Origin of the sequence: Micromonospora sp. NPDC049089 (genome assembly GCF_040648775.1) — a bacterium.
In the GTDB taxonomy this organism is placed as follows: Bacteria; Actinomycetota; Actinomycetes; order Mycobacteriales; family Micromonosporaceae; genus Micromonospora.
Window position 1 is genome coordinate 1 of the sequence record NZ_JBEZEH010000212.1, and the last position, 12,440, is coordinate 12,440.

The 12,440-nt window shown below is 71.0% G+C and carries 10 protein-coding genes and 2 pseudogenes; 6 read left to right on the forward strand and 6 right to left on the reverse strand.

What is annotated here, in order from left to right; translation table 11 throughout:
• The 3 genes and pseudogenes from AB0B48_RS27830 to AB0B48_RS27840 form a co-directional block, all read left to right on the forward strand.
• A pseudogene (locus tag AB0B48_RS27830) lies at window positions 1-211 on the forward strand (glycine/betaine ABC transporter substrate-binding protein); the annotation flags it as partial.
• Window positions 195-974 (forward strand): ABC transporter ATP-binding protein, encoded by a 780-nt coding sequence (locus tag AB0B48_RS27835; RefSeq protein ID WP_357206642.1) that lies wholly within the window; start codon window positions 195-197, stop codon window positions 972-974. The pseudogene AB0B48_RS27830 and the gene AB0B48_RS27835, both read left to right, overlap by 17 nt.
• An 18-nt stretch (window positions 975-992) precedes the next feature.
• Complete coding sequence (locus AB0B48_RS27840; RefSeq protein WP_357206644.1) at window positions 993-1,874, forward strand: TauD/TfdA family dioxygenase; 882 nt, start codon at window positions 993-995, stop codon at window positions 1,872-1,874.
• 11 nt (window positions 1,875-1,885) lie between these two features.
• Here AB0B48_RS27840 and AB0B48_RS27845 read toward each other — a convergent pair whose 3' ends face one another.
• The gene (locus tag AB0B48_RS27845) at window positions 1,886-2,494 is read right to left on the reverse strand and encodes a TetR/AcrR family transcriptional regulator (protein ID WP_357206646.1); all 609 of its coding nucleotides are present in this window, start codon (window positions 2,492-2,494) and stop codon (window positions 1,886-1,888) included.
• 114 nt (window positions 2,495-2,608) lie between these two features.
• Here AB0B48_RS27845 and AB0B48_RS27850 point away from each other — a divergent pair, with 114 nt between their 5' ends.
• Window positions 2,609-3,619 (forward strand): aldo/keto reductase, encoded by a 1,011-nt coding sequence (locus AB0B48_RS27850; RefSeq protein WP_357206648.1) that lies wholly within the window; start codon window positions 2,609-2,611, stop codon window positions 3,617-3,619.
• Window positions 3,620-3,646: 27 nt separating this feature from the next.
• Here AB0B48_RS27850 and AB0B48_RS27855 read toward each other — a convergent pair whose 3' ends face one another.
• The gene (locus AB0B48_RS27855; RefSeq protein WP_357206650.1) at window positions 3,647-5,227 is read right to left on the reverse strand and encodes a helix-turn-helix transcriptional regulator; all 1,581 of its coding nucleotides are present in this window, start codon (window positions 5,225-5,227) and stop codon (window positions 3,647-3,649) included.
• A 198-nt stretch (window positions 5,228-5,425) separates the two neighbouring features.
• Between AB0B48_RS27855 and AB0B48_RS27860 the strand changes: the two genes are divergently transcribed.
• Both AB0B48_RS27860 and AB0B48_RS27865 read left to right on the forward strand, forming a co-directional pair.
• Entirely contained in the window at window positions 5,426-5,686 is a 261-nt protein-coding gene (locus AB0B48_RS27860; protein WP_357206652.1) for a hypothetical protein, read from the forward strand.
• 13 nt (window positions 5,687-5,699) lie between these two features.
• Window positions 5,700-6,833: a cupin domain-containing protein gene (locus AB0B48_RS27865; RefSeq protein ID WP_357206654.1), complete on the forward strand. Its 1,134-nt coding sequence runs from the start codon at window positions 5,700-5,702 to the stop codon at window positions 6,831-6,833.
• A 47-nt stretch (window positions 6,834-6,880) separates the two neighbouring features.
• Here the strand turns inward: AB0B48_RS27865 and AB0B48_RS27870 are convergent, their stop codons facing one another.
• The 4 genes and pseudogenes from AB0B48_RS27870 to AB0B48_RS27885 all read right to left on the reverse strand — a co-directional run bounded on the left by AB0B48_RS27870 (window position 6,881) and on the right by AB0B48_RS27885 (window position 12,387).
• Window positions 6,881-8,356, reverse strand: a complete 1,476-nt coding sequence (locus tag AB0B48_RS27870) for a PepSY domain-containing protein (RefSeq protein WP_357206656.1) — start codon at window positions 8,354-8,356, stop codon at window positions 6,881-6,883.
• A gap of 136 nt (window positions 8,357-8,492) precedes the next feature.
• Window positions 8,493-10,616, reverse strand: coding sequence for a cytochrome c oxidase assembly protein (locus tag AB0B48_RS27875; protein ID WP_357206658.1), 2,124 nt, complete (start codon window positions 10,614-10,616; stop codon window positions 8,493-8,495).
• Between the two features lie 57 nt (window positions 10,617-10,673).
• Window positions 10,674-11,237 carry a copper resistance CopC family protein gene (locus tag AB0B48_RS27880; RefSeq protein ID WP_357206659.1) on the reverse strand — a complete coding sequence of 188 codons (564 nt, stop codon included), beginning with the start codon at window positions 11,235-11,237 and terminating at the stop codon, window positions 10,674-10,676.
• A pseudogene (locus tag AB0B48_RS27885) lies at window positions 11,234-12,387 on the reverse strand (Dyp-type peroxidase). Before AB0B48_RS27885 ends, AB0B48_RS27880 begins: the two are co-directional and overlap by 4 nt.
• Between the last annotated feature and the right edge of the window lie 53 nt (window positions 12,388-12,440).

Genomic DNA, 12,440 nt, shown 5'->3' on the forward strand with positions numbered 1-12,440 from the left:
CCAGTTGAGTCAGGGCGTGTTCCTCAAGCCCGCCGACCTGGCCAGCCCGGAGTGGCTGGGCTCGCCTGACAAGGTCGGCGCGCTCGCCGAGAACCTCTACAACGCAGCGGTCTTCCTCAAGGGACAGAAGAAGATCGACGCGATCCCGGACCGGTCGGTGTTCGAGGCAGCGATCTACACCAAGGGTCTGCCGAATGTCCTCCAGCCCTGACGCCGCGGTCGAGGTCCGCGACGTCACCCACACCTACGGGAGCGGTTCGGCCGCCGTCACCGCCCTCGGCCCGGTCGACCTCCGCGTACCGCCGGGCGCCTTTTTGGTGATCGTGGGCGCCTCGGGCTGCGGCAAGACGACACTGCTGCGGCTGATCGCCGGCTTCGAGCGGCCGACGGTCGGCACGGTGACCGCGGCCGGCCGACCACCGGTGCCGGGACGTAACGCCGGTCTGGTCTTCCAGCAGCCCCGACTGCTGCCCTGGAAGACGGTCGGCGGCAATGTCGGGCTCGCGCTGCGCTACGCCGGAGTGCCCCGCCCGGAGCGGTCCCGCAGGGTGTCCGCGCTGCTGGACCGGGTCGGCCTGCCGCACGTGGGGCACCGTCGCACCTGGCAGCTCTCCGGCGGCCAGCAGCAGCGGGTGGCCATCGCGCGGGCACTGGCCGTGGACAACCCGTTGCTGCTGCTCGACGAGCCGTTCGCGGCCCTCGACGCGTTGACCCGGGAGCGACTGCAGGAGGACCTGCGCCAGGTCAGCGCGGAATCCGGGCGGACGTGTGTGTTCGTCACGCACAGCGTGGACGAGGCCGTGTTCCTCGGCAGCCGGGTGATCGTCCTGACCCGGCGGCCCGGTCGGGTGGCCCTTGACCTCGACGTCGGTCTTCCACGCACCGACGTCGAGCCGGACGAGTTGCGTGGCTCACCGGAGTACGCGGCCCTGCGCGCCACCATCGGCCACGCCGTCCGTGCCGCCGCCGCCTGACAACGAAAGGACACCGTCATGACCGACACTCTCGTGAAACTGGCGCTGGAGCCACTCGGGCCGCACTTCGGGGCCGAGGTGCGGGACCTGGACCTGCACGACGCCACGGACGCGGAACTTGCCGCGGTACGGGCAACTCTGGTGCAGCGCAAGGTCCTCTTCTTCGCCGACCAACGCCTCGACGACGATGGCCAGGTACGCCTCGGTCGCCGGCTCGGCGAGCTGACCGCCTCGCATCCCGTGGTCGGTGGTGTCGACGAGAAACACCCCGAGGTGTACGCCCTCGACAGTGCGGACAACGGTTTCGCCGACGTCTGGCACACCGACGTGACCTTCGTGGCCCGTCCGCCGCTCGGTTCGATCCTGCGCGCGGTGACGCTGCCGCCCAGCGGCGGTGACACGACCTGGGCGGACAGCCAACTCGCGTACGACTCCCTCGCCGAACCGGTGCGGCGGCTGGTGGACCAACTGGTCGCCGTGCACGACGGCAACCGGGAGTTCGGTTACTACCTGGCGCAGCGCCGTGGTGGCCGGGGCAGTGTGTGGGAGGGGGAGACGGTCACCCGGCTCGACCCGGTGGAGCACCCCGTCGTACGCGTCCACCCGGAGACCGGCCGTCGAGGCATCTTCGTCAACCCCGGCTTCACCTCGCACATCGTGGGCGTGTCCGAGGTCGAGAGCCGGGCGATCCTGGACCTGCTCTACGCCCACCTCACCAAGCCGGAGCATCTGGTGCGGCACCGCTGGCGGCCGGGTGACGTGGCGATGTGGGACAACCGCAGCACCGCGCACTACGCCAACCGGGACTACGGCGGCGCGCGGCGGGTCGTACACCGGATCACCCTGCGTGGCGACCACCCGCGGGGCCCGGTCGACCCCTGGCGTGGCGATGTGGCCTGACCGGTTGCCGGTCAGCGCAGTCCGCGGATGAGGTTGTCGACCAGGGTGCGGGCGAAGTCCTCGGTGAGCGGCAGGTCCGCGATGAGAAGCCGGTGGTAGCAGGCCCCCCAGAGCTGGTCGACAACCGATTCGGGGTCGATGTCGGCGCGTAGCTGCCCACGGGTCATGGCCCGGGTGAGGGTCTCGACGGCGAGGGCCCGGCGGGGGGCGGAGTAGCGCTCGCGGTAGGCGGCGGCGAGTTCCGGGTCGGTCTGCGCCTGCCCGATGAGTTGGCTGATGACCCGTCCGGCGGTGGTGTCCCGCACCAGGTGGACGAAGGCGACCAGTTGGTCGGTCAGGTCGGCCACGATGTCGCCGGAGTCCGGGAACGCCAGCGTGGGCGCGACGACAGTGAAGTAGCCGTCCAGGGCGAGCGCGCCCTTGGAGGGCCACCACTTGTAGATCGTCATCCGGCTGGCCCCGGCGAGGGCGGCGACCTTCTCGATGGTGAAGCCGGCCATGCCCTCGGCCAGCAGGAGTTCACCGGCGGCCGTGAGGATCTCCGTTCGTACCTGATCGGTGGGCCGGCGGCCGCGACCACGGCGTGCTGGCGGCTGGGCATCCGGCGTGAGCTCGGCCACTGGTCCTCCCGGTTATATGGACACGCTGTCTACTTGTTGGTTATATGGACACAGCGTACACAGCGGTCCCTGGACGCCACCAGGCACCGAGGACGACCGAAGGAGACGAGGAACATGACGGGTCTACGACGGCGACGGTTGGGTGCCTCCGGTCCGGAGGTGTCGATCATCGGGCTCGGCGCGATGGGCATGTCCGACCTGTACGGGCCGGCCGACGAGGCGGAGAGCGTCGCGACGCTGCACGCCGCGATCGATGCCGGCGTGAACCTGATCGACACCGCCGACTTCTACGGTTCGGGTCACAACGAGATGCTGATCGGCCGGGTGCTGCGGGAGCGTCGCCGGGACGAGGTGGTGCTCAGCGTGAAGTTCGGCGCACGCCGGACACCCGACGGCGGCTTCCAGGCGGCACCGTACGACGTGTCGGCGGCGGCGGTGAAGGACCGGCTGGCGTACTCGTTGCGACGGTTGGGCACCGACCACATCGACATCTACCGGCCGTCGCGGCTGAACCCGCAGGTACCGGTCGAGGAGACCGTCGGTGCGCTGTTGGAGATGCAGCAGGCCGGCTACATCCGGCACATCGGGCTCTCCGAGGTGGGTGCCGACAGCATCCGTCGGGCCGCAGCGGTGGCACCGATCAGCGACGTCCAGATCGAGTATTCGCTGCTCTCCCGAGGCCCGGAGGCCACCATCCTGCCGGCGCTGCGCGAGCTGGGCATCGGGCTGACCGCCTACGGGGTGCTGTCCCGAGGTCTGCTCAGCGGCCACTGGTCGGCGGAGCGTGAGCTGACCGGCACGGACTTCCGGGCGAACAGCCCACGGTTCCAGGGCGAGAACCTGGCCGCCAACCTCCGCCTGGTGGACGCGCTCGGCCGGGTCGCACAGCGGCTCGGGGTGACCACCAGTCAGGTGGCGATCGCCTGGGTCGCGGCACAGGGCGAAGACATCGTGCCGCTGGTCGGGGCGCGGCGGCGGGACCGGCTGACCGAGTCGCTGGCCGCTGTCGACCTGGTGCTCGACCAGGACACGGTGGACGAGATCGAGCGGGCCGTCCCGGCCGGCGCAGCCTCCGGCCAGCGGTACGCGACCGCCATGATGGGCCTGCTCGACAGCGAGAAGTGACGGCGGGGGAGCCGGCTCATCGGCTGATTATCGTCCGGCGCGTTCCCAGGCCCGCGCCAACTGCATCCGATTGTGAATGCCCAGCTTGTGGTATATGGAGCGGAGTTGGGTGTCCACGGTGTGGAAGGAGACGAAGAGGCTCCTGGCCGCCTCCTTCTTCGTGGCACCGGTGGCGAGCATCTCGGCGACCCGCTCCTCAGCGGGGGTGAGCGCGTCGATGCCCCGGCTCGGCAGCTCGTCCATCGAGGGCCGGTGGCGCGGGGTGGCGGCGAGGTCGGCGCAGCGCTGGTCCGCGATCGCCTGGTCGCCTGGGGCACCGATCCGGGCGTACAGGGCAGCCGCCTCGTGCGCGGCATCGCGCGCTTCTCCGGACCGCGTCCGAGGGCAGTTCGCGAGGTCCAGCAACGCGTCGGCCAGCGCCGGCCGGGCGGCGGTGGTGCGCAGTTGGTCGACCGCCGACCGGAGTGCGCCAGCGTCACCGTCGCGCAACCCTCGGCTCTGGTCGGCCAGTGCTCGCCACAGCGGCACCGGAGTACGGGTGGACACCAGCTCCACCAGTTCGGTGACCCGACCGGCGGCCTGGGTGTCGCCGGCGGCCATCGCCGCGCGTACCAGTCGGGGGCCGAAGTGCGGCACGGGCAGGAGCGGCCGGACCGACCGGTGCAGGTCGGTGACGACCCTGGTGAGCAGGCCCGCCGGAGTGCTGAGGGTGGCATCGCGCATCGCCACACAGAACGCTAGTGTCCACATAGTACGGTTGGGCCACCGGTCCTCGGCCAGGCAGGCGCGGAGGATGGCGCGGGCGTCGTCGTGTTCGCCGCGGCGGTAGCGGACCTCGCCGATCACCGCGACCAACAGGGCACGCACCTCCCTGCTGAGGTTCGCCGAACCGGAGCTGAGCGTCGTGACGGCCAGCGCGGCCGCCTCGGGTAGCTCTCCCACGGCCACCATGCGCAGGCAGTCCAGCGCGGTCAGCCCGGTGAGTGAGACGTCGGTCGCCTCGGGCGGCTGGTGGGTCGCGGCCCGCGCGTCCTGGTGCCGGCCCAGACCGAGCTGTACGAGGACGCGTTCCGCCCTGATGGACGGGGCGTCGGCGCGTGCCGCCCAGGAGTCCGGGTCGAGGGCCGCCAGCACGGCCTGGGCGCCCGGCAGGTCGCCGTGCGCGAGTGAGCGGGCGGCCCGGCCGATGGCGAGATGGCGAGCGGACGCCTGATCACCCGACGCGGCGTGCGCGGTACCCGCGTCGCGCAGCAGGGCATCGGTGTCCGGATGTCCCGTGCGGGCCGCGATCGTGGCGACCAGGGCGAGCACGGTGCTGCGGCTCCGGGCGTCCAGGCGGAGGTGCAGCGCCTCCCGCAGACCGGCGAGGGCGATGGTCGGCTGCTCCAGTGCAACGATCTGCGCCAGGCGCCCGAGCAGGAGGGCGCGGTGGCGCTCGCCGCTGCGACTCGTGGCGATCTCGGCCGCCAGGACGTGCAGCGCCTCCATCCCGCGCCCGGCCAGCCGGAGCTGGTCCGCCGTGGCGAAGAGCCGGTGCCGTCGTTGGTCGGCGTCGGCGGCGATGTCGTCGGCCGGAAGCGTCCCGCCGTTGAAGGGTGATTCGGACAATGGCGTTCTCCCCGGTTGTTACCAGGCGCGTCGAAGGGCCGTCCTGCGACCGAGCCTATCCATGGCGTCAGGCAGGGGCGACCAGATCGACGAACCGGCTCGATTGGGTGGAATGGCCTGCGCCGTCCGGGATCTGACCGGCGGCAATGGCGCGATCACGTGATGCGACCGGCAGCGTTCGGCGCCAATCATCGAGTCATGGCCCAGCTCATCGAACTTCCCGGTCTGCATCGGCTGCGGGTCGTACTGCTGATGTTCGTCCTCTACGCCGGCACCGGGGCGGGTGGTCACGCTCCGGCGTGGACCCGTCTGGTGCTGATGGCGACCGCCGCGGCGATTCCGGTCGCGATCACGGTCCAGTACGGCTGGCCCGGACTGCGTGCCCTGCTGGGGGCCTCGTCCCGGCTACGGCTGCGGGGCGGATCCCTTCCCGCACCCAATCCGATCCAACCCGACTGAGGAGGCAGCGATCATGGCGAACAGCGATCCCCAGCCGCGGCGCGGCGATCAGGGTGCCGCGCCCCTTGCCGGCCGCAACGTCGAGCTTGAGCGGCAGAATCCTGATCTGGTGGTGCCGCCGACGACCGACAGCCGGTTGGTGCCCAACCTCAAGTTCTCCTTCTCGCAGGCGCACACCCGGGTGGAGAAGGGCGGCTGGACCCGGGAGGTCACCAGTCGCGACCTTCCGATCGCCACGCAGTTGGCTGGTGTCCAGTTCGGCTTGGAGCCGGGCGGATACCGGGAGATCCACTGGCACCAGCAGTCGGAGTGGGCGTACATGCTCAGCGGCAGTTGCCGGATCAGCGCCGTCGACCACGAGGGACGCAACTTCATCGAGGACGTGAAGGCCGGCGATCTGTGGTTCTTTCCGCAGGGCGTGCCGCACAACATCCAGGCGCTGGAGGACGGCGCACAGTTCCTGCTGGTCTTCAACGACGGGGCGTTCTCGGAGAACAACACGTTCCTGCTCAGCGACTTCTTCGCACACACTCCTCGGCACGTTTTGGCGAAGAACTTCGGCTGGACGCTGGAACAGATGGAGAACCTGCCCGAGCGGGAGAAGTACATCTTCCAGGGTGATGTCCCACCGCCCCTGCAACAGGACCGGGTGGTCAGCCCGACCGGTGACATCCCCCGCAGCTTCAAGCACCGGATGCTCGCGCAGACCCCGCAACGGTTCCGTGGGGGTACGGTCCGGATCACCGACTCGACGAACTTCGCCGCCTCCGTGACCACCGCCGCGGCCCTGGTGGAGGTCGAGCCGGGTGGGATGCGCGAGTTGCACTGGCATCCCACCACCGACGAGTGGCAGTACTACATCTCCGGCACCGGGCGGATGGGCGTCTTCGCCTCGCAGGCCGCCGCCCGGACGTTCGACTTCCAGGCCGGCGACGTGGGTTACGTCCCCTTCGCGTACGGCCACTACATCGAGAACACCGGCGACGAGCCACTGGTGTTCCTGGAGATGTTCCGCCATCCCCGATTCGAGGACATCTCGGTGATGCAGTGGATGGCGAACACGCCCCACGAGATCATCGCGGACACGATCAACGTGCAGAAGTCGATGGTGGACAGCCTGCCGACCACCAAACAGGTAGTGATCTGAGCGAACCGTCCGGCCGTCGGTCCGAGGACGGACGGCCGGACGGTGAATCAGCTCCCCGCGGGTGCCGGGGAGGTGGGAGCCGCGGCAGGTCGTCGGCGTCGGGACACCGCAGCCACCACCACGTCGACGAGGAGGAAGGCGAGCAGGGTGAGCCCGAACAGGGGCAGCGTCCAGCCGATCGCCACCGTCACCGGTACGCCGATCAGCAGCGCCCAGAGCGGCAGGCCGCGTACGCCGCCACGCGCCGGCGGGGTGCCCGCCATCGCACGGCGGTCGGCGCGGGTGGGCCGGCGCTGCCACCACATGCGGTAGCCCCAGAAGATGACGCAGAGCAGGCCGAGGGCGAGCGCGGCGAGCAGGATCTGGTTGACCAAACCGAAGAGGATCCCCATGTGGGCCTGGATGCCGAGGCCGCTCAGTTTGGCCAGCAGGGGCCAGTCGGCGAAGTCGCTGCGGGCGGTGACCGTGTCGGTGGCCGGGTCGACGGCGATGCGGTCCTTCTTGACCGGCCAGGTGTTGTCGACCTGCGTGACGGTCCAGGCGGAGCCCGGCTCCGGCGCGGGACTGATCTCAACCGGACCAGAGAGGCCCGCGCCGCGAGCGACAGCCAGGACCCGATCGAAGGCCGCCGACTCGACGACCCCGCCCGCCCCGGCGGCACCGTGCTCGTGACCGCCGCCGGTCTCGGCAGGGGCGGTGGGGCCGGCGGTGAGACTGGTGGAGATCTCCGGAGTGCGGGCACTGAGCGCGTCGAGACCGGCGGCGAAGTTCGCGCCGGCATATCGGGACCAGGTCAGGCCGGTGACGGAGAGGAAGAGGAGACCGACGGTGAGCCAGATGCCGGTGGTGGCGTGCCACCCTCGGGTGCGGCGGACACCCCTACCCGTGGACAGGTCCGGCACTAACAGGTGCCGGGCGGCGGCTCGGGCGGCGTTACGTCGCCGCCACCAGAGGACGACCCCACCGAGCGCCATCACCCACAGCCAACTCGCGGCCAGCTCGGAGTAGTGCTCGCCCACCGTTCCCAGGTGCAGGTGGCGATGCAGGTCGTCCAGCCAGGTGGTGATCGGCGTGGACCCGAACCAGGTGGTGAGCTGCCCCTGGGACTCGCCGGTGTACGGGTTGATGTAGACGGTGTGCTGGTTCTCGCCGAGCTGGGGCAGGGAGAACACCACAGTGGTGGTCTGGTCGCCGGCGCCGGGTTGCACTGTGGTGATGCTGCCGTCCGGGTGCGCGTTGCGCGCGGCCCCGATCTGCTCGGCCAGCGGCAGTTGCCGGTCACCCACCTGGGCTACCTTCAGCTGGTCGCCGTACAGGATCGTGTCGAGTTGCGGGGTGACGGTGTAGGCCAGGCCGGTCAGTGCGGCGACCACCAGGAACGGGGCGACGAGGATGCCGGCGTAGAAATGCAGCCGCAGCAGCAGCGCGCCGAACGGCGACGTGCGCCGGGCGGCTCGGGCCGGTTTCTCGGCGGTCGTGGCGGGCTCCGGCTGCGGGGTGCCGGACAATTCAGTCAGAGACATGGTGATCCGATCGGAAGAGTCGGGAAGCGCGAAGGTGTTTCCCGTACTGGTCTGGTCGCCCGGTGAGGTGTCGCATCGGCCCTGACTGGTAGTCGGGGAGAGGACGCCGGCGGTTCCCGAAGATCGGTCCTCGATGTCAGGGCTGGTCCGGCCGGGCCGTGTGGCGCGAATCGATGTCAGGACGTCCGGCCGCGGCGAGAAACGCGTTGTAGCGGGCGAGGTCGTCCTCCGCGCCCGTGGCGTCGGCCCGGTCGGCGGCCCGGTCGAGGCGGCCCTGTTCACGCTGGTCGGCGCGAATCCACTGACGAATGAGGACGATCATGACGACGACGGCGGGCAGCTCGCCGAACGCCCAGGCGATGCCGGCGCCGAGCCGCTGATCGGCGAGCAGCGACGACGCCCAGGTGGGGTGCACAGCGAGGTACCAGTCGGGGGCGATGACGGTGGTCGTCTGCATGAGGACCAGGCCGAAGAAGCCGTGCGCCATCATCGACGCCAGGTGGATGACCACCAGCACGGGATGGGGGAGGCGTCGACGGCCCGGGTCGACCCCGATGAGCACCCAGAACAACAGGTAGCCCGCGACCACGAAGTGGGTGAGCATCGCGAGGTGACCGAGGTGGGAGCGCATCAGCACGCCGAGCAGGTCGCTGAAGTACAGGCCGAACAGGCTGGCGGTGTAGACGCCCAGCGCGACGAGCGGATGGGTGAGCAGCCTCGTGGGCCGGCTGTGCACCGCGATCAGCAACCACTCCCGGGCACCGCGTACCCCCGGGTCGGCCGGTCGACGCAGGGTGCGGACGGCGAGGGTGACCGGTGCGCCGCCGACCAGCAGGATCGGCACCAGCATCGACAACACCATGTGCTGGGCCATGTGCGCGCTGAAGAGCACGTACGCGTAGCGGGCGACACCGAGGTTGGTGGCCGCCGCCAACAGGAGCAAACCACCCAGCCAACTCGCCGTCCGGCCGACCGGCCAGTGGTGCCCGGCGATGTGCATCCGGCGTACTCCGGCCAGGTACCCGGCGATGCCGAGAGCGCAGAGGGTCAGGAAGAACATGTCCGGCAGCGGCTGCCCGAGCAGGTTTCCCGCAGTGGGTGCGGCGGGCATCGGGAAGCCGAGCAGCTCGGTGATCGGGTCGGCGTCGGTGCCCGCCTCGGCGACCGGGGTGGGGCTGCGGGAGAGCGCCACCGCCAGCCCCACGGTGGCGGCGAACACGATCAGCTCACCGGCGGCCAGCCGGCCGAACGCCCATCGCCGTCCGGCACGCAACGCCGGCAGGGTGCGGGAGCGGTGTATCGCGCCGAGCGCGCCGAGGATCAGCAGGGCGACGAGCTTGCCGAGCACCAACCAGCCGTAGCGGGAGTGCCAGAGCTGGTCGACCGAGCCGAGGCGAACCGCGGCGTTGGCCGCCCCGCTGACCGACACGGCGACGAAGCAGCCCAGGGCGAGGCGACTGTACCGAGCGGCGGCGTCGGCCAGCAGCCGACTGCGCCGTACCACCAGCAGGGCGATGAGGGCGCCGACCCACACCGCGGCGGCGAGGATGTGCAGGGCCAGGCTGCTGACGGCGATCTGGTGGTTGCCGGCCCCGGCGGAGTGCCCGGTGAAGGCCGGGGGAAGCACCGCCACCAGGGCCAGGACCGCGACGGTCGCGGCGAGGCCACGGGATACCCCGATTCGGGCCAGCAGTGCCACTGCCAGGGCCAGTCCGGCCTGCAGCATGAGCGATTGGCCCTGCGAGATGGTGGTGGCGAAACTGACGACGGTAGCGGGCCCTAGCGTCGTCAGTGGTTGGCCGAGCAGGTCCGAGGCGGTCAGCGCCAGCAGAGACAGCGCCGTCACCGACCAACCGAGCGAGGCGACACCGGCCCGCCGCAGCAGCAGGTAGCCGTGCGGCGAGACGCTGGGTCCGTCGCCCGGCAGCAGGAACGCGGAGGTCACCAGCATGCCGACGGTGACGGTGGCCAGACCGTCGGACAGCAGCCGGAGAACGGGTAGCGCCCGGGTGGTGATCGGCCCCGCGTCGGGGAGACCCGGAATCGCGGCCGTGAACGCACCCCCGACCCGGAGTCCGAGCACCAACAGGATGGCCCCCGAGGCGACGGCGACGACGGTTACCAACCAGCCGGACCCCGTGGAACCCTTGGCTCGGGCGGCGGACGGGGCTGGACCGGTCGGGGTCAGCGAGGCGGTGGCGGCGGTGCGGACACCGCTCGGATCGTCGCCGACGAACTGCCGTGGTTCTGTGTGGGACATGTGTCGACCTTGCTGATGAGGTGATGAGGCGAGCCGACCGCACGGGGGCGGGTCGGATCAGCGTCGGGCTGCCCGTCGCCACAGCAGCCCAGCCGCCACCAGGACGAGGAGGGCCAGCGCGGCAGCCGTGGTGAGGACACCGGCACTCGGGCCGCCGCTGGACGCTGCCGCGGCGGCGGGCGGGGCGGGCGCTGACGCGCTGACGGCGACAACTGGCGCGGCGCTGGACGAGGGATCGGCCACCGTGAACGGGTACGACCCCTGAACCGGGTGCCCGTCGACGGAGACGACCCGGTAGGCGACCGTGTATGTCCCGTTCGGCAGGGGGTCGGTCACCTGGATCGTGCTCTTCGCACCGGTGACCACTGGTTCGCCGGTGGGAAGCTTCCGCTTGGCGGCGTCGGTGAGCACGATCGTGGTGAACGCGGGGTCGAGTCGCTGCATGAATTCGAGCGTGACCTCGGTCGGTGCGCTCGGCAGTGTCGCGTCCCGAGCGGGCGTGGCCGTTCGGAGCGAGTTGTGCGCCCAGGCCGGGCTGGCCGGGATGAGCACCGCCACGAGGACGGCGAGCACCGCCGCGCCGAGTCGGACGGCCGCGGGACGGGACGGCGGCACGCTCATCCGAGCACCTGCTCGCCGATCCAACCGCCGGGACGACATCCGGGCGGGATGGCGAAGACAGCGGAGCCGATCGGCGTGGTCCACTCGTTGAGCAGGTCCCGGTCGGCCAGCCGGCGCTGGATGGGCAGGAACTGCCTTTCGATGTCGGCCTGGTACGAGGCGAAGATCAAGCCGCTGTCCGCGTGGCCCTCCGCCGTCGGCGCCCCGTCGTAGTTGTAGGGCCGGCGCAGAATCCTCAACCGGTCGTCGGTGACGCGGGCGCGGGTCATGTGCGAGAAGTCGGGGATGACGGTGAGGCCGTCGGCGTCGGTGGCGGCGAAGTCGGGTTCGTCGTGTTCGGCGGTCCCGGTGAGCGGTGCGCCGGTGTCGAGCCGCCGCCCGACGGCGAGTTCGCGGTCGGTCCGGCCGAGCAGGTCCCAGGTCTCCATGTTCATGCTGATCCGCCGGAGCACCAGTGTGGTGCTGTCGCGCAGCCACGCCGGACCCTCCGCGACCCAGAGCGCGGTGTCCATGGGCGCGCCGGGTCTGGGGTTGGCGGTGCCGTCGAGCTGACCGAACAGGTTGCGTTGGGTGTGGCCGCCCGGCTCGACACCGGGGCTGCGCCGGAAGCCCTGCTGGACCCACCGCACTGTCGCGAACGGGCGGCTGTCCTTGACCAGGACCCGCTGGGCGTGGGCGACGGAGATCGCGTCGTCCGCGCAGATCTGCAGCAGCAGGTCACCGCCGGACCAGGCCGGCTGGAGTCGGTCGATGCGGAACGACGGCAGTTCGGTGACCGATGCCGGCCGGCGGTCGTCGACGCCGGCCGCCCGGTAGAGGCCCGGCCCGAAGCCGAAGGTCACTGTCAACCGTGCCGGCAGCAGCCCGAGTTCGGCCTCGGTGTCGGCCAACGCGGGTCGGCCCTGGGTGAGCCGGGCAGCGTCGTCGGTGAGCAACCGCAACATCCGGCCCAGCGCGGCCCGGTCGGTCCCGGCCCGCACTGTGAGCGCCACGAACGACGCGTGCGCCTGCGGTTCGGTGGACACCCCTGCCTGCCGGGCGCCATGGAACGGCTCGACCAGGCCACCGACGCTCGCCACCGGCGTGGTGTCGACGGCGGCCGGTGGTTGCCCGCTGCCGGTTCGGGTGCACCTCCTCGACGGACGCGCACGTCGGCACCGAGCCGATGTACCTGTCGTACGCCCCGGAGTTGACCGCGCTGAT